The organism is Streptomyces sp. NPDC017991 (assembly GCF_044328075.1).
GTDB lineage: Bacteria > Actinomycetota > Actinomycetes > Streptomycetales > Streptomycetaceae > Streptomyces.
In genome coordinates this window covers 94895-115392 of sequence record NZ_JBIRGP010000015.1, presented here as the reverse complement: position 1 = coordinate 115392, position 20498 = coordinate 94895, and the positions used below count along the sequence as shown (strand labels likewise).

The following is a 20498-nucleotide window of genomic DNA, read 5'->3' as shown; positions in this document are numbered from 1 at the left end:
ATGGCCATGCCGCTTCGCCAGACCATCAAGGTCGCGACGTATCTCATGGAACAGAAACTCCGTAAGCGGGACAAGTTCCCGTTGATCGTCGAACTGGAACCGCTCTACGCCTGCAATCTCGCGTGCGAGGGCTGCGGCAAGATCCAGCACCCGGCCGGGGTGCTCAAGCAGCGCATGCCGGTGGCGCAGGCCGTCGGGGCGGTGCTCGAATCGGGTGCGCCGATGGTGTCCATCGCCGGCGGCGAACCCCTGATGCACCCTCATATCGACGAGATCGTCCGGCAGTTGGTGGCCAAGAAGAAGTACATTTTCCTGTGCACCAACGCCATGCTGCTGCGCAAGAAGATGGACAAGTTCACGCCCTCGCCGTACTTCGCGTTCGCCGTGCACATCGACGGTCTGCGCGAGCGGCACGACGAGTCCGTCGCCAAGGAGGGGGTGTTCGACGAGGCGGTCGCGGCCATCAAGGAGGCCAAGCGGCGCGGCTTCCGGGTGACCACCAACTCGACCTTCTTCAACACCGACACCCCACAGACGATCATCGAGGTGCTCAACTTCCTCAATGACGACCTGAAGGTGGACGAGATGATGATCTCGCCCGCCTACGCCTACGAGAAGGCGCCCGACCAGGAGCACTTCCTGGGCGTGGAGCAGACCCGCGAACTGTTCAAGAAGGCATTCGCCGGCGGCAACCGGCTCCGCTGGCGGCTCAACCACTCCCCGCTCTTCCTGGACTTCCTGGAGGGCAAGGTCGACTTCCCCTGCACGGCGTGGGCGATCCCCAACTACTCGCTGTTCGGCTGGCAGAAGCCCTGCTACCTGATGAGCGACGGGTACGTCACGACGTACAAGGACCTGATCGAGAAGACCGACTGGGACGCCTACGGCCGCGGCAAGGACCCGCGGTGCGCCAACTGCATGGCGCACTGCGGCTACGAGCCGACGGCGGTCATGGCCACCATGGGCTCCCTCAAGGAGTCCCTGCGGGCCGCGCGCGAGACCGTCTCGGGAAACCGCGGGTGACGTGATGACCGCCATCTCCTTGGGCCTCCCCGAGGTGCCGGTCCGGCCGATCGCGGAGCGCCGTGTCTCACGGCGGATCCAGGTCGGACCGGTGGCGGTCGGGGGCGGGGCGCCCGTGTCGGTGCAGTCGATGACGACCACGCGTACGTCGGACATCGGCGCCACCCTGCAGCAGATCGCCGAACTCACCGCGTCCGGCTGCCAGATCGTCCGCGTCGCCTGCCCCACGCAGGACGACGCGGACGCGCTGGCCACCATCGCGCGCAAGTCGCAGATCCCGGTGATCGCGGACATCCACTTCCAGCCGAAGTACGTGTTCGCCGCGATCGAGGCGGGCTGCGCGGCGGTACGGGTCAACCCCGGCAACATCAAGCAGTTCGACGACAAGGTGAAGGAGATCGCGCGGGCCGCGAAGGACCACGGCACGCCGATCCGCATCGGCGTCAACGCCGGCTCGCTGGACCGGCGCCTCCTTCAGAAATACGGGAAGGCGACACCGGAGGCGCTCGTCGAGTCGGCGCTGTGGGAGGCGTCGCTCTTCGAGGAGCACGGCTTGAGGGACATCAAGATCTCGGTCAAGCACAACGACCCGGTCGTGATGGTCAACGCCTACCGGCAGCTGGCGGCGCAGTGCGACTACCCGCTGCACCTCGGCGTGACCGAGGCGGGGCCCGCCTTCCAGGGGACCATCAAGTCCGCGGTGGCCTTCGGGGCGCTGCTCGGCGAGGGCATCGGAGACACCATCCGGGTGTCACTGAGCGCCCCGCCCGCCGAGGAGTGCAAGGTCGGCATCCAGATCCTGGAATCGCTGGGGCTCCGGCAGCGGCGCCTTGAGATCGTGTCCTGCCCGTCCTGCGGACGGGCCCAGGTCGACGTCTACAAGCTCGCCGACGAGGTCACGGCCGGCCTGGAGGGCATGGAAGTGCCCCTGCGCGTCGCAGTCATGGGCTGCGTCGTCAACGGGCCGGGAGAAGCGCGGGAGGCGGACCTGGGGGTCGCCTCCGGCAACGGCAAGGGACAGATCTTCGTCAGGGGCGAGGTCATCAGGACCGTCCCCGAGTCGAAGATCGTGGAGACCCTCATCGACGAGGCGATGAAGATCGCGGAGCAGATGGAGGCGGACGGCGTCGCATCGGGCGAGCCGGAGGTCACGGTGCCGGGGCAACCCACCGGCACCGCGCGTTAGCCGCAGCACGGACCGAGAGGGGGCCGAGCGTGACGATTCTGGAGACCATCCGGGGACCACGCGACCTGAAGGCGCTGTCCGAGACCGAGATAGGCCAAGTGGCCGAGGAGATCAGGGAGTTCCTGGTGCACGCGGTCGCCAGGACCGGGGGGCATCTGGGACCCAATCTGGGAGTGGTGGAACTGTCCATCGCGCTCCACCGGGTCTTCGAGTCACCGACCGACCGCATCCTGTGGGACACCGGCCACCAGAGCTACGTACACAAACTGCTGACCGGGCGTCAGGACTTCTCCAAGCTGCGGAGCAAGGGCGGCCTCTCCGGCTACCCGTCCCGCGAGGAGTCCGAGCACGACATCATCGAGAACAGCCACGCGTCCACCGCGCTGGGCTGGGCCGACGGGCTCGCCAAGGCCCGGCAGGTGCAGGGCGGGAAGGGGCACGTCGTCGCGGTCATCGGTGACGGCGCGCTCACCGGCGGCATGGCCTGGGAGGCGCTGAACAACATCGCCGCCGCCAAGGACCGCCCGCTGATCATCGTCGTCAACGACAACGAACGCTCGTACGCGCCGACCATCGGCGGACTCGCCAACCACCTGGCGACCCTGCGCACCACCGACAGCTACGAGAAGGTACTGGCCTGGGGCAAGGACGTCCTGCTGCGCACCCCGCTCGTCGGCGGCACGCTCTACGAGTCGCTGCACGGCGCGAAGAAGGGCTTCAAGGACGCGTTCGCCCCGCAGGGCATGTTCGAGGACCTGGGGCTGAAGTACGTCGGGCCGATCGACGGGCACGACACGGGCGCGGTCGAGTCGGCACTGCGGCGCGCGAAACGCTTCCACGGGCCCGTACTCATCCACTGTCTGACGGAGAAGGGACGCGGATACGAGCCCGCGCTCGCGCACGAGGAGGACCGTTTCCACACGGTCGGTGTGATGGACCCGCTCACCTGCGAGCCGCTGGCCCCCTCCAACGGCCCCTCCTGGACGTCGGTGTTCGGCGACGAGATCGTGCGCGTCGGCGAGGAGCGCGAGGACGTCGTGGCGATCACGGCGGCCATGCTGCACCCGGTGGGCCTCGCGAAGTTCGCCGAGAGGTTCCCCGACCGGGTGTGGGACGTCGGCATCGCCGAGCAGCACGCCACGGTGTCCGCGGCCGGCCTCGCGACCGGCGGGCTGCACCCGGTCGTCGCCGTGTACGCGACCTTCCTCAACCGGGCCTTCGACCAGCTCCTCATGGATGTCGCGCTGCACCGCTGCGGAGTGACCTTCGTGCTGGACCGCGCCGGGATCACCGGCGTTGACGGCGCCTCCCACAACGGCATGTGGGACATGTCCATCCTCCAGGTCGTGCCCGGACTCAGGATCGCCGCGCCGCGCGACGCCGACCAGCTGCGGGCCCAACTGCGCGAGGCCGTCGCCGTCGACGACGCCCCCACGCTGATCCGCTTCCCGAAGGAGTCGGTGGGACCCGAGATCCCGGCGGTCGACCGGGTGGGCGGGGTGGACGTGCTGCACCGCGGGGAGCGGACCGACGTGCTGCTCGTCGCCGTCGGCGTGATGGCACCGGTGTGCCTCCACGCGGCCGAGCTTCTGGAGGCCCGGGGCATCGGCTGCACCGTGGTGGACCCGCGCTGGGTCAAGCCCGTCGATCCCGCGCTGCCCGGCCTCGCCGCCGAGCACCGGCTGGTCGCGGTCGTCGAGGACAACAGCCGGGCCGCCGGGGTGGGCGCGGCGGTCGCGCTCGCCCTCGGGGACGCAGAAGTCGACGTGCCGGTACGGCGGTTCGGCATCCCCGAACAGTTCCTCGCGCACGCCAAGCGGGGAGAGGTACTGGCCGACATCGGGCTGACCCCCGTGGAGATCGCGGGCCGGATCAGCGCGAGCCTGGCGGTGCGGGACGCTGTCGGCCGGGAGGCCGACGATCGGGAGGCCGACGATCGGGAGGCCGATGACCCGAAGGTCGACGATCGGGACGCCGTCGGGCAGGCCGGGCGCGAGGCGGCCGTTCCGGACGTCCACGGGGACGCCTCTGCGGGTACCGGTCCCGCTGTCGGCCGGTCCGGTCGGCGCGCCGCCGGCACGGACGTGGCGCAGACCTCCGACGGGCCGGCCGCGGCGAAACGCGCGCGGAAGGCGCGGAAGGCACCGAGCGACGGTCGGCGCGCCGTCGGAGCGCGGGAGGCCGACCTCGGCGGGGACGCCCCCCGGACCGTCGCGGAGGCCGGACCCGCGGGCACGGCGAAGGCTCCCGAGCGGCGGGGGCCCGCGGCACGTGCCCGGAAGGCGCCGGACGGCAAGCGGGGCGCTGCCGGGCGGCGGGCCGACGGGAAGGGCGAGGCCGTCGGGGAGGGCGAGGCCGAGGGGAAGCGGGGGACCGGGAAACAGGGTGCCGCCGGCAAGCCGGCCGCAAAGACGCGCGTGTCCAAGGAGAAGCCGGAATGACCACCAGCAAGTCCCAGGAGTTCGATCTCGGCAGTCTCCTCGCCGGGCGCGGAGCCGAGCGCTACGAACTGCACGCCAAGTATCTGAACCACCAGCTGCCGCGCATGCTGCGCACCATCGGCTTCGACAAGGTCTACGAACGGGCCGAGGGTGCCCACTTCTGGGACGCGGACGACAACGACTACCTCGACATGCTCGCCGGGTTCGGGGTGATGGGCCTCGGCCGCCATCACCCCGTCGTCCGCAAGGCGCTGCACGACGTCCTCGACGCCCAGCTCGCCGACCTCACCCGCTTCGACTGCCAGCCCCTGCCCGGACTGCTGGCGGAGAAGCTGCTGGCGCACAGCCCGCACCTGGACCGGGTGTTCTTCGGCAACAGCGGAACGGAGGCCGTCGAGACCGCGCTGAAGTTCGCCCGGTACGCCACCGGCAAACCGCGCGTCCTGTACTGCGCGCACGCCTTCCACGGTCTGACCACCGGGTCCCTGTCCGTCAACGGCGAGGACGGCTTCCGGGACGGCTTCGCCCCGCTGCTGCCCGACACGGCCGTCCCGCTCGGCGACCTCGACGCCCTGGCGGCGGAGCTGAAGAAGGGCGACGTCGCCGCGCTGATCGTCGAACCGATCCAGGGCAAGGGCGTGCACGAGTCGCCGCCGGGCTATCTGCGCGACGCCCAGGAGCTGCTGCACAAGCACAGGGCGCTGCTCATCGCGGACGAGGTGCAGACCGGGCTCGGCCGCACCGGGGACTTCTACGCCTACCAGCACGAGGACGGGGTCGAACCGGACCTGGTCTGTGTGGCGAAGGCGCTGTCGGGCGGTTACGTGCCAGTGAGCGCCACCCTCGGCAAGGACTGGATCTTCAAGAAGGTCTACTCGTCCATGGACCGGGTCCTCGTGCACTCCGCGAGCTTCGGATCCAACGCACAGGCCATGGCGGCCGGCCTCGCCGTGCTGTCGGTCATGGAGAACGAGCAGATCGTGGCGAACGCCCGCGCCACGGGGGAGCGGTTGAAGTCCCGGCTCACGGCGCTCGTCGACCGGTACGAGCTGCTGAGCGACGTACGCGGGCGCGGGCTGATGATCGGCATCGAGTTCGGCCGGCCCACCTCGCTGAAACTGCGCAGCCGCTGGGCGATGCTGCAGGCCGCGCGCAAGGGGTTGTTCGCGCAGATGGTCGTCGTACCGCTGCTGCAGCGGCACCGGATCCTCACCCAGGTCTCCGGCGACCACCTGGAGGTGATCAAGCTGATTCCGCCGCTGGTGATCGGGGAGCGGGATGTGGACCGGTTCGTGGACGCGTTCACTGCCGTGATGGATGACGCGCACAGTGGGGGTGGGCTGATGTGGGACTTCGGAAAGACACTGGTCAAACAGGCGGTTGCCAACCGGTAGGCCGTGCCGGTGGTCGGGTCCTGCGGGCCGGTGGGGGTCGTTCGCGCAGTTCCCCGCGCCCCTCACAGACAAAAGACTGCGCAGTTCCCCGCGCCCCTAAAAGATTGCGCCGTTCCCCGCGCCCCTACGAGGGGGCGCGGGGAACTGCGCGGCCAGCCACCGGGGGCCCGCGCCTTTTGCCTCTGGGGTAAGTTATTTGCCTCCGAGGCAAGCGTGCGGCTCAATGGACACATGAGCCCTGACAAGGGTACGCACCCCTCCGAGCCGCACCCCACGGCAGAGGAACGGCTGCCCGCCGTCGCCCCCCAGCTACGCGCCCTGCGCCACCGCGCAGCCCTCACCCTGGAGTCCGCGGCCGGCGCCGCCGGACTCTCGCCCGCCCATCTCTCCCGGCTGGAGACCGGCCGGCGCCAGCCCTCGCTGCCGATGCTGCTGGCCCTGGCCCGTATCTACGGCACCACCGTCTCCGACCTGCTAGGTGAGACGGCCACCGAGCGGGAAGCCGTCGTGCGCTCCGCCGACATGGAGCCGACCCGGGCAGGCGGCTGGACGTACTGGCAGGCCGGCGCCGCCGGACGCGGTATGCAGTCCCTGCGCGTGCACGTCCCCTACGGGGCGCAGGGCGACATCGTGCGGGTCCACCCCGGCGAGGAGTGGCTGTACGTCCTCCAGGGGCGGCTGCGGCTGCGGCTCGGGGACACCGCACACGTCCTCGAACCCGGTGACAGCGCCCACTTCGACTCGCTGACCCCGCACCGGATCGCCGCCGCCGACCGGGACGGGGCCGAACTCCTCTTCGTACACACCCTGCTGCAGAGTCCGACGGCCGCGCTGTGCCTCGGGCCGGCGGCGACCGTCACGAACCCTTCCACTCCCACGGCCCCGACGACGATTCCAGGAGAAGACTCATGAAGGACTTGGAGGAGAAGTTCCCGCGCGCGCTGTGGGTTCGGCTCATCATCTATGTGGCGGTCGGGCACGTCTTCGCCGCCTTCATCTACCTGCTGTTCACACTGGGAGCCCAGAACCAGTAGGGGCCCGGGCGGCCGGGTCAGTCGAGGAACCGCTGCCGCAGCCGCTCCCGTATCGCGGGAGTCACGCCGAGTGCCTGCTCCAGGTACGCGTCGACCCCGCCCCAGGTCTCCTCGATCGTGTCGAACGCCGCCGCCAGGTACTCGGCGCGTGCGTCGAAGAGCGGGCTGAGCAGCTCCATCACCTCGGGGGTGTACGCCGAGGAGGCGGAGCTGCTGCGGTGCACCTTGTAGCGGCGGTGCGCCGCGTTCGACTCCAGGTAGTCCGCCACGATGGCCTCGCGCTCGACGCCCACGGCGAGCAGCGTCACGGCGACGGAGAGACCCGCCCGGTCCTTGCCGGCCGCGCAGTGCATCAGGGCCGGGACACTGTCCTCGGCCAGCGCGTGCAGCACCTGGCGGTGCTCGGCCGTGCGCTCCTTGATGATCGTGCGGTAGGACGCGATCATGCGGTTCGCCGCCCGGCCGTCCGAGAGCAGCTCCCGCAGCTCGTCCAGGTTCCCGTCGCGGACCATCTTCCAGAACTCGGCGCCGTCGGCGGGGTCCGTCAGCGGCAGGTTCACATTGCGCACCCCGGGCAGCTCGACGTCGGCGCCCTCCAGCCGCTGGTCGGCCGCATTGCGGAAGTCGAAGATCGTGTGCAGGCCCAGCGAGGCGAGGAACGCGGCGTCCGAGGGCGTCGCGTGCGCGAGGTGGCCGCTGCGGAACAGCCGTCCGTACGCCACCCGCCGGCCGTCCACCGTCGGCAGGCCGCCCACATCACGGAAGTTGCGTACGCCGGTCAGCTCGGGCTCGGTCGACGGGACCTGCTGCTGCACGGGGGCTCCTCCCCTCGGCCACCGACGCGGCTCGTCGGCGAGGTGCGTATCCGACGATACGACATCGGTTCGTGGGCCAATGAGTTGTCCACAGGCGTTGCCCGAAGGGCAGGTCGGACCTGATGATGTTGGTGCTTGAGCGTGCCTGTTCGAATATGTGAGGGCTTGATGGTAGAGATCGGCGCAGACGGCCGTACGTGGCTTCTTTCGGGGCCCACGAGCAGCTACGGCCTGCGGCTCGGTGACGAGGACGAGCTGCTTCATCTGCACTGGGGCCCCAGGATCGCGCTCGCCGACGCCGAGGCGCTCGCCGCGGGCCCGGGCCCCGAGTACTGGGCGTTCGAGGCCACCCTCGACGGCCATGAGGAGTACCCGGTCGAGGGCGGCCCCCGCTTCGTACGGCCCGCGCTGTCCGTGCGCACACCGGACCGGCGCGGCACCGAATGGCGCTTCGAGGGGTACGAGACCGTCGGCGGGGAGGCGGCCGAGGTGGCTGAGGGGGCCGCCGGTGGCGAGCTGCGGCTGCGGTTCTCCGACTCCGGGCTCGGCATCACCCTGCACTACCGGATGCGGGCGGGCACCGACGTCGTCGAGCGATGGGTGACCCTCACCAACGAAGGGCCCGCCCTGGAGGTGCTGCGCGCCGACTCCGCGACCTGGACGCTGCCGCGGCGAGACGGCTGGCGGCTGTCCCAGCTGCACGGACGCTGGGCGGCCGAGTCCCGGCTCGTACGCTCCGAGCTCACCTACGGCGAGAAGATCATCGGCAGCCGGCGCGGACACACCGGGCACCAGCACCTGCCGTGGGTCGCCCTGGACGCGGACGGCACGGCCACCGAGGAGCTGGGCGAGGTCTACGGCTGCGCCCTCGCCTGGTCGGGGACCTGGCGGATCGCGGTGGCCCAACTGCCCGACGCGCGCGTGCAAATCACCGGCGGGGCCGGATACGACGACTCGGGCCTGCTGCGGCTGGAGCCGGGGGAGACCTTTGTCACTCCCGTCTTCGCGGGGCTGTGGAGCGACGGCGGCTTCGGCGGGGCGAGCCGCGCCTGGCACGCGTACCAGCGCGCGTACGTGATTCCGGACGCGGATCAGGACCGGCCCGTGCTCTACAACTCCTGGGAGGCCACGGAGTTCGACATCTCCGAGGAGCAGCAGCGGGCCCTCGCCCGCAGGGCCGCCGATGCCGGTGTCGAGCTGTTCGTGGTCGACGACGGCTGGTTCGGGGCACGCACCAGCGACCGGGCCGGTCTCGGCGACTGGACGGTCAACCGGGACCGCTTCCCCGGCGGACTGAAGCCACTGAGCGACTACGTGCACGGGCTCGGGATGCAGTTCGGCATCTGGGTCGAGCCCGAGATGGTCAACCCGGACAGCGAGTTGTACCGCGCGCACCCGGACTGGGTGCAGTTCCAGCCGGGACGAAAGCGGACGGAACTACGCAATCAGCTCGTGCTGAACCTCGCCCGCGAGGACGTCCAGGAATACCTGTGGGAACAGCTCGACGCGCTCCTCTCCAGTGCGCCGATCGACTACGTGAAGTGGGACTTCAACCGCTGCTTCACGGATGCGGGGTGGCCCGGCGAGGCGTATCCGCAGCGGCTGTGGGTGGACCATGTGCACGCCCTGTACGCGCTGTTGGACCGGCTGCGGGCGGCCCACCCGGGGGTCGCCTTCGAGTCCTGCTCGGGCGGCGGCGGCCGGATCGACCTCGGGATCATGGCGCGTACGGACCAGGTGTGGACCTCGGACAACACGGACCCGCTGGACCGGCTCGCCATCCAGCACGGCTTCAGCCAGGTGCACCCCGCGCGGGCCATGGCCGCCTGGGTCACCGACAGCCCGAACGCGCAGCTCAACGGACGTTTCAGCTCGCTGCGCTTCCGGTTCGTGAGCGCGATGGCCGGGGTGCTCGGCGTCGGCGGCGACCTCACCCGCTGGACCGAGGAGGAGCTGGCCGAGGCGCGGACCTGGGTGGAACTCTACAAGGAGATCAGGCCCGTCGTGCAGGGCGGCGAACTTCATCGGCTGCGGGCGCCGGAGGGCGGACTGAGCGCCGTCCAGTACGTCCGTGACGGCGAGGTCGTCGTCCTCGCCTGGCTCCAGGCCCAGCATTACGGAGAACCGGCCGCGCCGGTGAGGCTGCGGGGCCTCGACCCGTCGGCATCGTACGAATGCCTCGAAACGGGCGAAGTCCACCGGGGTGCGGTGCTGTTGCACCACGGACTGCGGACGGGGTTGCGCGGGGACTTCGATGCGGCAGTTATCCGGCTGCGTCGCATGTGACGGATGTGTCCGTAATGGAGCCTTCCTTCCAACTCGCGTCGAAGTGAAGGCTCCTGGGGCGGTCCGGGGTGAGCAGCGTCATATCCGTGACGTTCCGCTGTCGCCATGATCACGTAAGTCCGCTTTGTTTGCAGGGCTTTAAGGATCGGGGGACGGGCCGGGTTCACACAGGGTGACCGGTATGTCGGTCGAGGATCAAGAAAACGGGGCACACAGGAAACCCTCAAGCTTGTTCCCGCCTCTTCATGTCGCTTACGTTCACCTCCAATCCGGACGGACGCCCAATCCTGCCGCCGCCCGGAATCCGCACACTCACCCGTATGTGGCAGGAGCGGGGGACCCACAGGTAGTACGCCTGTTCCGGTCTCCGGAACGGCTTGGGGTTAAGTCGCGCGAAAGCACGGCCGGGCATCTCCAGCTCGCACCCGACAGCTCACCTCGCAGGCGCCGGAGAGGAATTCGTCATGCCCGCGAAGGGTAAGCACCGCCGTCCCAAGACCCAGCGTTTCTCCCGTTCCATAGCCGTGGCCGGAACCGGGGGAGCGGCTCTCGCCCTCCCGCTGCTCGGCGCCACCGGAGCGCACGCCGCGACTCCGCAGACCGCCGCCGACTCCGTGGCGAGCGCCGCGAGTGCCGCGAACGTCGCGAGCGAGTCCGCCGCTGCCGCTCCGACCGCCGAGAAGCAGGCCAGCGCGAAGGCCGAGGCGAAGACCGAAGCGAAGAAGACCGCGACCAGGACGTACGCCGTGCGTTCGGGCGACTCCCTGTCGAAGATCGCTGACACGCAGGACGTCAGCGGCGGCTGGAAGAAGCTGTACTCGGACAACCGCACGTCCATCGGCGGCGACCCGTCCCTCATCCACCCGGGCCTGAAGCTCGCCATCGGCGGCAAGGCGGCAGTTTCCGGCTCCGACTCCACCGCCTCCAAGTCGTCCGGCAAGTCCGCCGACAAGTCCGCGGCCAAGAAGACGACCACGGCGTCCAAGGCCGCGGACACCTCGACGGCCACAGGCTTCACGCTGCCGGTCTCGGGGGCGTCCATCGGCACCTCGTACAAGATGTCCGGCAGCATGTGGTCCAGCGGGTACCACACCGGTGTCGACTTCGTGGTTCCCACCGGTACCGCGCTCAAGTCCGTCGGCGCGGGCACGGTCGTCTCCGCCGGATGGGGCGGCGCGTACGGCAACCAGGTCGTCATCCAGCTCGCCGACGGCCACTACGCCCAGTACGCCCACCTGTCCTCCCTCTCCGTCTCGGCCGGTCAGACCGTGACCGGCGGACAGCAGGTCGGCCTCTCGGGTGCCACGGGCAACGTCACCGGCCCGCACCTGCACTTCGAGATCCGCACCACCCCGGACTACGGCTCGGACGTGGACCCGCTGGCCTACCTGCGCGCCAAGGGCGTCTCCGTCTGACGCTGAACGACGCTGATCGACGCGCTCGGCCGACGCCGGCGCGGTGCCCGCGGCGGCGGGCAGTACCGCCCGGCTCGTCTCCGAAGGCCGGACCCTGTGATCCCCGGGGTCCGGCCTTCGGCATGTCCCGGGCCGGACAGATTCTGAGCGCGGTGCCGGGTCGGGCGGGTGCGAGGCGGGGGCGTCTCAGGCCCCCGGATGGTTCAGGGCACGCACGAACTGCTCCGTGAGCTGTTCGGTGTCGAGGTCGTCCGCGCTGCGCCCGGTCAGGATGTGGAAGAAGGGCGGGCCGATCAGGAGCGCGGTCGCCTGTTCGAGCGAGAGGGTGGTGTCGCTCGGCTTCCGCACCGCCTCCACGACCTGCGCGGCGCTCTCCCCGAGGATGTCGCGGGAGGTGAGCAGCGCGGCGACCTCCGCGTCGTGCTGGGCCTCCCCCATGAGGGCGCGGTAGGCCGCGCCCGCGTGGGAGTGGGCCAAGAAGGCCACGAGGGCGTCGAGATACGCCTTGAGGTCCTTGCGGGGATCGCCGCTGCGGGACACGGAGAGTTCCTGCCGGGCGTCGATGGCGCTGGCCTCGTAGAGGACCTCCGCCTTGTTCGACCACCAGCGGTACACGGTCTGCCGGCCCACACCCGCCCGCTCGGCGATGCCCTTCATGGTGAGGGCCGCGTACCCCACTTCCATCAGAAGGTCGTCGACGGCGTGCAGCACGGCGGCCCGTGCGCTTTCACTGCGGGGCCGTCCCCGGCCGCTTCCATCCACCATGCCGCCACTTTATACGAGGCACCGTGTCTCGGATGTGTTACCTTTACGGTGCACGGTGACTCGGAAATGGGTGGTCGGCCTTCCCTCGTCCTGTCCTGGTAGGGGGCTCCCGGGCGGTGTCCGGCCGTGCTTCGTGTACCGCAATCACGGAAGGGATCGAGAGCGGTGACCTCCACACTGGAAGGGAGCGTCCTCATGGCCGGGCTCGGCGTATTCGGGTTCGGCACCGTCGCGACGGCCACGGCCCCGAACGTGCCGGTCATGCCGGCGCGCCGTTGCGGGCCTCGGCGCCACCCGCGTCCTGCCCAGCGCTGGCATCCTCCTGCACGCCACCGCCCCCGAGCGGCGCCCCTGCGCGTCGTGGCTCTCGTCGTGCTCCTGGCCGGCGCCCTCGTCGTGGCCGGCAGCCGCCGCACCCACCGGGCCGCCACCACCGTGCCACCCGTCCCGCGGTAACAGCGGGGCAGTACAGGCCACCTGACGCGGCGCGGTGCACCACAGGCCACCTGACGCGGCGTCGACGCCGTGCTCGGGCCGGTCCCACCCACCCCACACCCGTCTCCACCCTTCACCTGTTCTTTCCACCTGCCCTTTTCAGGGCGAAGGAGGTCACGTTCATGCGTGCGTTTGTCACTGGAGCGACCGGCTGGATCGGCTCCGCCGTGGTCGACGAACTCATCTCCGCGGGCCACCAGGTCATCGGCCTGGCCCGCTCCGACCGGGCCGAGCAGGCCCTCGCGGCCAGGGGCGTCGGCGTCGTCCGCGGCGACCTGGACGATCTCGGCTCGCTGCGGCGAGGGGCCGCCCGGGCGGACGCGGTCATCCACATGGCCAACAAGCACGACTGGGCCAACCCCGCCGAGTCGGACCGCTCCGAGCGCGCCGCGGTCCGGGCCCTCGGTGACGCCCTCGCCGGGACCGACCGCGCGTTCGTGGTCGCCGCGCCTCTCTCCGGCCTCGTCGAAGGGCGGCCCGCCACCGAGGACGACGTCTCTCCGGCCATCGGCCCGGACTCCAACCGGGGCGGCAGCGAGAACCTCGCCCTGGACTACGTGGCCCAGGGCGTGCGGACCGTGATCACGCGGTTCGCGCCGAGCGTCCACGGCCACGGCGACTGGGGGTTCGTCAACTTCCTCACCGCGGCCGCCCGCGAGAAGGGAGTCTCCGGTTACGTCGGTGACGGCTCCGCCGCCTGGTCGGCCGTGCACCGCGACGACGCCGCCCGCCTCATCCGCCTGGGCATGGAGCGGGCGCCCGCGGGGACGCGGCTGCACGCCGTCGCCGAGGAGGCCGTCACCACCAAGGCGATCGCCGAGGCGATCGGCGGCAGCCTCGGCCTGCCGGTCGGCTCCGTCGCCCCGCGGGACTCCGGAGCCCATTTCGGGTTCGTCGGCAGCTTCTTCGCCTCCACCATGACCGCGTCCAGCGCCGCGAGCAGGCGGCTTCTGTCCTGGGAGCCCACGGGGCCGTCCCTGCTCGCGGACATCGACGCGGGCGCGTACACGGCCTGACGGCGCGGGCGTCCGCACGGCCCGAGGAGCGGACCCGGTGCAGCGTGGGAGGACGGTCCGCCCTCCCACGCTTCCCTCACCCGCCCCGCCCCGCACCCACCCCACCCGACCTGTTGAACCAGCACCGCCCGAAGGAGCCGACGCCATGCCCACACCTCCGTACACCCTCGCGGAACCACGTGTCTCCGCCGCCCTGACCCGCATGTTCGAAGCCGCCGCACGTGACGACGAGACCGCGTCACGTCCGACGAGCGATCGGCCTTACGACCAGGGGTCGCGGACAGCGCAGGAACTCGCCGACGCGGCGCAGGAGATCTACATGCCGGTCTCCGTCGACGGCGGCGGGCTCCTCTACAGCCTCGTCCGTGCCACGAAGCCGACCACCGTCGTCGAGTTCGGTACCTCGTACGGCATTTCCACCCTGCACCTGGCCGCCGCCGTTCGCGACAACGGCGCAGGCCGGGTCGTCACCACCGAGATGAGTCGGACCAAGGCGGCATCAGCCCGCGGCACCTTCGCCGCCACCGGCCTCGACGACGTGATCACCGTGCTGGAGGGGGACGCCCTGCGGACGCTCGCCGCGCTGCGCCAGCCGGTCGACTTCCTGTTCCTGGACGGCTGGAAGGACCTCTGCCTGCCCGTCCTGCGGCTCCTTGAGCCACACATCGCCCCCGGCACGCTCGTCGTCGCCGACGACGTGGACCTTCCCGACCTCGGCCCCTACCTCGACCATGTCCGCGACACCGTGAACGGCTACCACAGCGTCACCTTCCCCGTCGGGGACGGTCTCGAAATCAGCTGCCGCCTCTGACCGGATCGGCCGCCGTTCCGACCGGGCTCTCCCCGGACGGCTCCGGTTGCCGCCGGGTACGTACGACACGGGGTTGCAACATCCGGAGCATCGACAGGGGGCGTCGGGGACGGCACAGTGATCAGTGATCTCCACAAGCGCTTTCTGCTGGCGGATCAAGCCGTCCCCGACATCCCCGAACCCCGGAGGAACCCCGCATGACGACCACACGCAGAGCGTTCGGCGCGCTGGCCGCGGGTGCCGGTCTCGCCGCGCTCGTGCCCGGACAGCGGGCGAGCGCCGCGGACCGCCACCGCCGGGGCCGGGTCATCGCCCGCGACGACTTCCGCCACGGGCTCGGCCAGTGGGTCACCGAGCTGCAGGACGGCGGCAGCGTCACCGCCTCCCGGGGCGTCCTGGACATCGACGTGCCCAGCGGCGCGACGGTCTGGTTCCGGCGTGCGCTCCGGGGGCCGTACGTCATCGAGTACACCGCCACACCGGTCTCCGCGGGCGGCGCCAACGACCGCGTCTCCGACCTCAACAACTTCTGGAACGCCACCGACGCACGTTCACCGGACGACCTCTTCGCCACGCCCCGCGGCGGCGCGCTCGCCGAGTACGACCACCTCAGGACGTACTACGTCGGTTACGGGGCCAACTCCAACACCACGACCAGGCTGCGCCGCTACGTCGGTGAGGCGGGCGTACGGCCGCTCATCTTCGACTACACCGAACCCCTGCTCACGGCCAACCGCCCCCACAAGGTCCGGATCGTCTCGGACGGGTCCACGGTCCGGTGGTGGAACAACGGACGGCTCGTCTTCGACTACGTCGACCCGGAGCCGTACACGCGTGGGCACTTCGCCTTCCGGACCACCTGGAGCCACTTCGCGATTCGGGACTTCCAGGTCCGGGAGCTGCGCCAACGCCACTGAACGCGCCCCTTATTCCGGGATTGACCAACACTTGACGAGTGGCTTATCTCACCGGGCGTCAACCCATTCCTACGGTCGCGTAGGTCACACCTCAAGGTGAATTATGGGCCGACGTGGCAGACGATTCGAAAGACGACAACAGATCAGTGATCGGGTCGTACGTGGCGGTGGGGGACAGCTTCACCGAGGGCGTCGGCGACCCTGGCCCGGACGGGGCGTTCGTCGGCTGGGCCGACCGCTTCGCGGTACTGCTCGCGGACCGGCGGCCCGAGGGCGACTTCGATTACACCAACCTCGCGGTGCGCGGGAAGCTGCTCGACCAGATCGTCGAGCACCAGTTGCGGCGGGCCAGGGAACTCGCGCCGGACCTGGTCTCCTTCTGCGCGGGCGGCAACGACATCATCCGGCCGGGCACCGATCCCGACGAGGTCGCGGAGCGCTACGAGCGTGCCGTCGCCGACCTGACGTCGGCCGTCGGCACGGTCCTCGTGACCACCGGCTTCGACACCCGTGGCGTACCCGTGCTCCGGCACATGCGGGGCAAGATCGCCACGTACAACCTGCATCTGCGGGCCATCGCCGACCGGTACAACTGTCCGGTGCTCGACCTGTGGTCCCTCAAGACCATCCAGGACCGGCGGGCCTGGGACGGCGACCGGCTCCATCTGTCGGCCGAGGGGCACACCCGGGTGGCCCTGCGTGCCGGCCAGGTCCTCGGCCTTGAGGTGCCCGCGGACCCGGACCAGCCCTGGCCCGTACTGCCGCCGCGCGGCACGCTGGAGATGCGCCGGGACAACATCCACTGGGCGCGCGAGTACCTGGTGCCGTGGATCGGCCGGCGGCTGCGCGGGGAGTCCTCGGGCGACCGCGTGGAGGCGAAGGGGAGTCTGTCTCCCCACGACATCAAGTCGTGGATCGAAGCCGTGGCCTGAACGGCTGAGTGTTCTGAACGGCTGAGTGTATTGGGTGCCTGAATGTCTGAACGTCTGCATACCTAGGGGATGGTTGCCTTAGGCATCCGGAGTTCGGGGCTCGACGGTCTGAGGTCCGACGGTCCGGGGTTCGACGGTCCGGGGCTCGACGTGGTCGAGCCCCAGTTCCCGGGCCAGGGCCTCGTCCACCCACTGCTGGGTGCGGGCGCGTGAGACCGCGCCGGGATACGCCGTCATCTGCACGGCCAGCCCGTCCAGCAGGGCGGTCAGGCGCAGCGCCGTGGCCGTCGGGTCCGGGCACCGGAACTCGCCCGCGGCCACGCCCTCGGCGATGACCTCGATGAGCGCGGCCTTCCACTGCCGGTCCAGGTCCCGCGTGACGTCCCGCAGCGCGGGCTCGCGCAGCGCCACCGCCCAGCCCTCGATCCACAGGCGCCAGCCCTTGGCCTGCCCGGTGGGCGCGTACCAGCGCACGGCGGCCCGCAGCCGCCGCAGGGCCGTCGTCCGGCGGCCGAGCAGCTTGCGCAGATGGGCGAGGTCGTCCCCGGCGGCGTACGTGAACGCGGCGGCGACCAGTTTCTCCTTCGTGGAGAAGTGGTAGAGCACGAGGGCGTTGCTGACCCCGAGCGCGTTCGCCACATCGGCGATCCGCACCGCGGACACACCGCGCTCCTCGATCTGCCCGATGGCGGCCCGAAGCAACTCCTGCCGCCGCTCCGCCACACCCAACCGCACTCTCGCCACCGGGCAACCCTATTGCGTGGCCGGGGACGACGCGGCCGGAAGGGCGGTTACCGGCCGCGCGCGGACCTGGGCCGGTCCGGGCGTGTGGGGGGGCGGGTCCCGGCGCGGTGGGGGCCTCAGCGGTACCAGCCGAACCGGTTCGCGATCTCCGGCAGGCGTTCCGCGACGATGGCGTGCGCCGCCGCCCGCGGTGTCGAGCCGTCGGCCTCCGCGCGCGCGAGCGTCCGGTCGATCAGGGCGCGCATCGAGCGGCGCGTGTACGCGAACGCCTCCTCCGCGTCGGCTCCGATGTCACCGAACAGCGTCCACCACCACCAGGCGTTGGTACCGGAGTTGACCACGACGTCCGGCAGGACGGTGACCCCGCGCGCGGCGAGCAGTTCCTCCGCCTCCGGCAGGACGGGCATGTTGGCCGCCTCGACGATCCAACGGGCCGTGATGCGCTCCTGGTTGACGGTGTCGACGGCGTACGAGACCGCGGCCGGCACCAGTACCTCGGCCCCCGCGGACAGCCAGGCGTCACCGGGCAGTTCACGGTCGGCGGGGCGCAGGGCCGAGCGGTCGACCGTGCCGTACGTGTCCCGCGCGGCGAGCAGTGCCTCGATGTCCAGCCCCTCGGCGTTGGCGATCGTGCCCTTCACGTCGGCGACCGCCACGACACGCAGCCCCGCGCGCGTGAGGAACCGGGCCGTGGCCCCGCCCATGGTGCCCAGGCCCTGTACGGCGACCCGTGTACCCGCGTACGCCACCCCGGCCCGGTCCAGCGCCGCCAGCACCGACTCGGCCACCCCGCAGCCGCCGACCAGCTCGTCCAGGCCGATGCCGTCCACCTCGACCGCGAACGCGTCCGCCAGCCGCCGGCGTGCGGCCTCCTCGTCGTCGAGCAGTGGGTACACCGCCTGGATCGACGACACGAGACCCGCCTCCTTCGCGGCGCGGTCGACGAGATCCTGGGTGAGGCCGAGGTCCTCACCGGTGGTCCAGTGGTTCTCGATGTACGGGCGCATGGCACGCAGATAACGCACGAGCAGGCCGTACGCCTCCGGGTCCTGGGGATCGCAGTCGATGCCTCCCTTGGCGCCGCCCAGCGGGATGTAGCGGCCCTCCGGGTTGTAGTGCAGCGCCTCCTTCATGGTCATTCCCCGGGCCAGGCCCGCGACCTCGGCCAGCGTGCACCCCGCCCGCATCCGCAGCCCGCCGCTGGAGACACCGCGTACCAGGCGGTCCACGACCAGGTGCCCCTGACGGCCCGTGACGTGGTCGGTCCAGGTGAGCGACATCAAGGGGGTGCTGTCCGGGTCGTTCACAGGGTCTCCTCGGGAACAGGGATCGGCTTCGGAACGTTTGACCGGCTGGAAGCCGGGCGCACACAGCGTCCCGGTGCCGGTCCTGCACCCTCGCTACTGAACGATCGGTCAGTATCGAAAGTGCCGGGCACATCTGTCAATCGTGTCTGTCGACGTGCTGAACGGATCTTCGGTGTGAGTGATGGGGTACGGGGTGGTCCTGACCGTGCCCCGCACGGACACCGCCCTGTCAGGCGCCCGACCGGCGCTGTCGGAGGCGGCGACCATAATGGATATTCAGACCGACCCACTGGAGGTGCCGTGACCGGCTCCCGTTCCCTGAGTTCCGGGCTCCGTGCTCTGCGCCCCGCCGCGTTCGGCGTGGATCCGAGTGGTGAGCGCATGGAGCGCATCCGCAGATCTCCGAACTACGCGGACGGCGTGTTCCGCAATCCCGAGGGTGCCCCTCGCCCGGACGGCGCCATGCGCGAGTTCGCGAAGTCCTACTTCCGTAAGGAGGAGCGCGTCCTGCGGGCTCCGGCGGGCGTCGTGCCGGTGCATGCCACGACCCTCGCCGATCTTGCGGCCCCTCCGGCCTCGGGGCTGCGGCTGACGTGGATGGGCCACTCCAGCGTGCTCGCGGAGATCGACGGACACCGGGTGCTCTTCGACCCCGTCTGGGGCGAGAGGTGCTCCCCGTTCGCCTTCGCCGGGCCCAAGCGGCTGCATCCGGTGCCCGTTCCGCTGGCGGCGCTCGGCCCGGTCGACGTGGTCGTCATCTCCCACGACCACTACGACCACCTCGACCTGCCCACGATCAAGGCGCTGGCGGACACGGACACGCTGTTCGCGGTGCCCCTCGGCGTCGGCGCCCATCTGGAGCACTGGGGCGTCCCGGCGGACCGGCTGCGCGAGCTGGACTGGCACGAGACGACGAAGGTCGGCGGGATCTCCCTCACCGCCACACCCGCCCGGCACTTCTGCGGCCGCGGACTGCGCAACACGCAGCACACCCTCTGGGCCTCCTGGGTGGTGGCGGGCGACGAGCACCGGATCTACCACAGCGGCGACACCGGTTACTTCACCGGCTTCAAGGACATCGGCACCGAATACGGCCCCTTCGACGCCACGATGATCCAGATCGGCGCCTACAGCGACTTCTGGCCCGACATCCACATGACGCCCGAGGAGGGCATGCGCGCCCACCTCGACCTCCAGGGTGACCGGCCCACCGGCGTGATGATGCCGATCCACTGGGCCACGTTCAACCTCGCGGGGCACCCGTGGGCCGAGCCGGGCGAGGGCACCGTCACCGCCGCCCACGCGGTCGGCGCCCGGGTCGCGCTGCCCCGCCCGGGGGAGCCCTTCGAGCCCACGGCGGAGTCCGTTCCGTCCGAGCCCTGGTGGCGGGGCGTGGCCCTGGTGCCGAAGGGCGGCTGGCCCGCCGTCGAGAAGACGCTCACCGAGAAGACGAACGCTGACAGGACGGTCACCGGGGAAACGGTTGCCGGGGAGACGCTCCTGGAGGAAACGGCCGTGGAGGGGACGGCGGCCGTGGAGGGGACGTCCGCGGACGAGATCGTCGCCGGGAAGGCCGTCGTCGAGAAGGCGGTCCGTGACACTCCGCGTGACAAGGCGACGGACACCGGGGACCCGGAATCGGTGCCGACCGGATGACCTGAGGCTGCCCGGAGGCGGCCGGCGAGGGCCGAGGAGCGAACTGCTCCTCGGCCCTCGCCGTTTTTCGTTGACCGCTTCTGACCAGGTCTGATCAGTTCAGCGAGAGATGGAGGCGCGTGTTCGAGGGGTTTATCGGTCTGTCGTACGAGCGCTCATACCAGAGCGGGACGTCAGTCGTCGGACTTTGTCAACTGCCCACCGCACATGATGCGGTGGCGACTACTGTGAGTGGCCGCTGAGCGACAGAGTGCCGATTTC

At 70.6% G+C, this 20498-nt stretch carries 17 protein-coding genes, 1 pseudogene and 1 riboswitch; of the genes and pseudogenes, 14 read left to right on the top strand and 4 right to left on the bottom strand.

The genetic code is table 11. The annotated features are described in order from the left end of the window. The 6 genes and pseudogenes from hpnH to ACH4DZ_RS35935 all read left to right on the top strand — a co-directional run bounded on the left by hpnH (position 1) and on the right by ACH4DZ_RS35935 (position 7078). The gene (hpnH, locus tag ACH4DZ_RS35960) at positions 1 to 1023 is read left to right on the top strand and encodes an adenosyl-hopene transferase HpnH (RefSeq protein WP_398292433.1); all 1023 of its coding nucleotides are present in this window, start codon (positions 1 to 3) and stop codon (positions 1021 to 1023) included. 4 nt (positions 1024 to 1027) lie between these two features. After that, the gene (gene ispG / locus ACH4DZ_RS35955; RefSeq protein WP_398292431.1) at positions 1028 to 2209 is read left to right on the top strand and encodes a flavodoxin-dependent (E)-4-hydroxy-3-methylbut-2-enyl-diphosphate synthase; all 1182 of its coding nucleotides are present in this window, start codon (positions 1028 to 1030) and stop codon (positions 2207 to 2209) included. A gap of 29 nt (positions 2210 to 2238) precedes the next feature. Next, positions 2239 to 4125 (top strand): annotated as a pseudogene (gene dxs / locus ACH4DZ_RS35950) (1-deoxy-D-xylulose-5-phosphate synthase); the annotation flags it as partial. Between the two features lie 521 nt (positions 4126 to 4646). Further along, the gene (locus ACH4DZ_RS35945) at positions 4647 to 6044 is read left to right on the top strand and encodes an aspartate aminotransferase family protein (RefSeq protein ID WP_398292429.1); all 1398 of its coding nucleotides are present in this window, start codon (positions 4647 to 4649) and stop codon (positions 6042 to 6044) included. A gap of 231 nt (positions 6045 to 6275) precedes the next feature. Continuing rightward, the gene (locus ACH4DZ_RS35940) at positions 6276 to 6956 is read left to right on the top strand and encodes a helix-turn-helix domain-containing protein (RefSeq protein WP_398292427.1); all 681 of its coding nucleotides are present in this window, start codon (positions 6276 to 6278) and stop codon (positions 6954 to 6956) included. Then, positions 6953 to 7078 (top strand): DUF6126 family protein, encoded by a 126-nt coding sequence (locus ACH4DZ_RS35935; RefSeq protein ID WP_149511185.1) that lies wholly within the window; start codon positions 6953 to 6955, stop codon positions 7076 to 7078. The genes ACH4DZ_RS35940 and ACH4DZ_RS35935 overlap by 4 nt, the downstream gene beginning before the upstream one ends. Before the next feature lie 17 nt (positions 7079 to 7095). On the opposite strand, the gene ACH4DZ_RS35930 is transcribed toward ACH4DZ_RS35935, so the two are convergent. Next, positions 7096 to 7893 (bottom strand): tyrosine-protein phosphatase, encoded by a 798-nt coding sequence (locus ACH4DZ_RS35930; protein ID WP_398292425.1) that lies wholly within the window; start codon positions 7891 to 7893, stop codon positions 7096 to 7098. A gap of 168 nt (positions 7894 to 8061) precedes the next feature. Between ACH4DZ_RS35930 and ACH4DZ_RS35925 the strand changes: the two genes are divergently transcribed. Next, positions 8062 to 10179, top strand: a complete 2118-nt coding sequence (locus tag ACH4DZ_RS35925; RefSeq protein ID WP_398292790.1) for an alpha-galactosidase — start codon at positions 8062 to 8064, stop codon at positions 10177 to 10179. Positions 10180 to 10463: 284 nt separating this feature from the next. After that, a riboswitch (cyclic di-AMP (ydaO/yuaA leader) is annotated at positions 10464 to 10639 on the top strand. A gap of 4 nt (positions 10640 to 10643) precedes the next feature. Further along, a complete protein-coding gene (locus ACH4DZ_RS35920; protein ID WP_398292423.1) occupies positions 10644 to 11594 on the top strand; it encodes a peptidoglycan DD-metalloendopeptidase family protein in 951 nt (316 codons plus the stop codon). 186 nt (positions 11595 to 11780) lie between these two features. Here the strand turns inward: ACH4DZ_RS35920 and ACH4DZ_RS35915 are convergent, their stop codons facing one another. Next, positions 11781 to 12359 carry a TetR/AcrR family transcriptional regulator gene (locus ACH4DZ_RS35915; protein WP_398292421.1) on the bottom strand — a complete coding sequence of 193 codons (579 nt, stop codon included), beginning with the start codon at positions 12357 to 12359 and terminating at the stop codon, positions 11781 to 11783. Positions 12360 to 12524: 165 nt separating this feature from the next. Between ACH4DZ_RS35915 and ACH4DZ_RS35910 the strand changes: the two genes are divergently transcribed. The 5 genes from ACH4DZ_RS35910 to ACH4DZ_RS35890 all read left to right on the top strand — a co-directional run bounded on the left by ACH4DZ_RS35910 (position 12525) and on the right by ACH4DZ_RS35890 (position 16530). Continuing rightward, positions 12525 to 12815, top strand: coding sequence for a hypothetical protein (locus tag ACH4DZ_RS35910; RefSeq protein ID WP_398292419.1), 291 nt, complete (start codon positions 12525 to 12527; stop codon positions 12813 to 12815). Between the two features lie 161 nt (positions 12816 to 12976). Beyond that, positions 12977 to 13870: an SDR family oxidoreductase gene (locus tag ACH4DZ_RS35905; protein WP_398292417.1), complete on the top strand. Its 894-nt coding sequence runs from the start codon at positions 12977 to 12979 to the stop codon at positions 13868 to 13870. Between the two features lie 145 nt (positions 13871 to 14015). Beyond that, positions 14016 to 14681 carry an O-methyltransferase gene (locus tag ACH4DZ_RS35900; protein ID WP_398292415.1) on the top strand — a complete coding sequence of 222 codons (666 nt, stop codon included), beginning with the start codon at positions 14016 to 14018 and terminating at the stop codon, positions 14679 to 14681. Positions 14682 to 14878: 197 nt separating this feature from the next. Further along, positions 14879 to 15598 carry a DUF6250 domain-containing protein gene (locus ACH4DZ_RS35895; protein WP_398292412.1) on the top strand — a complete coding sequence of 240 codons (720 nt, stop codon included), beginning with the start codon at positions 14879 to 14881 and terminating at the stop codon, positions 15596 to 15598. Between the two features lie 146 nt (positions 15599 to 15744). Beyond that, positions 15745 to 16530 carry an SGNH/GDSL hydrolase family protein gene (locus ACH4DZ_RS35890; RefSeq protein ID WP_384804111.1) on the top strand — a complete coding sequence of 262 codons (786 nt, stop codon included), beginning with the start codon at positions 15745 to 15747 and terminating at the stop codon, positions 16528 to 16530. Positions 16531 to 16608: 78 nt separating this feature from the next. On the opposite strand, the gene ACH4DZ_RS35885 is transcribed toward ACH4DZ_RS35890, so the two are convergent. Next, a complete protein-coding gene (locus ACH4DZ_RS35885) occupies positions 16609 to 17274 on the bottom strand; it encodes a TetR/AcrR family transcriptional regulator (protein ID WP_398292410.1) in 666 nt (221 codons plus the stop codon). 116 nt (positions 17275 to 17390) lie between these two features. Continuing rightward, positions 17391 to 18554: a Glu/Leu/Phe/Val dehydrogenase dimerization domain-containing protein gene (locus ACH4DZ_RS35880; RefSeq protein ID WP_398292788.1), complete on the bottom strand. Its 1164-nt coding sequence runs from the start codon at positions 18552 to 18554 to the stop codon at positions 17391 to 17393. A 327-nt stretch (positions 18555 to 18881) separates the two neighbouring features. Here ACH4DZ_RS35880 and ACH4DZ_RS35875 point away from each other — a divergent pair, with 327 nt between their 5' ends. After that, positions 18882 to 20237, top strand: a complete 1356-nt coding sequence (locus ACH4DZ_RS35875) for an MBL fold metallo-hydrolase (RefSeq protein ID WP_398292408.1) — start codon at positions 18882 to 18884, stop codon at positions 20235 to 20237. Positions 20238 to 20498: the final 261 nt, after the last annotated feature.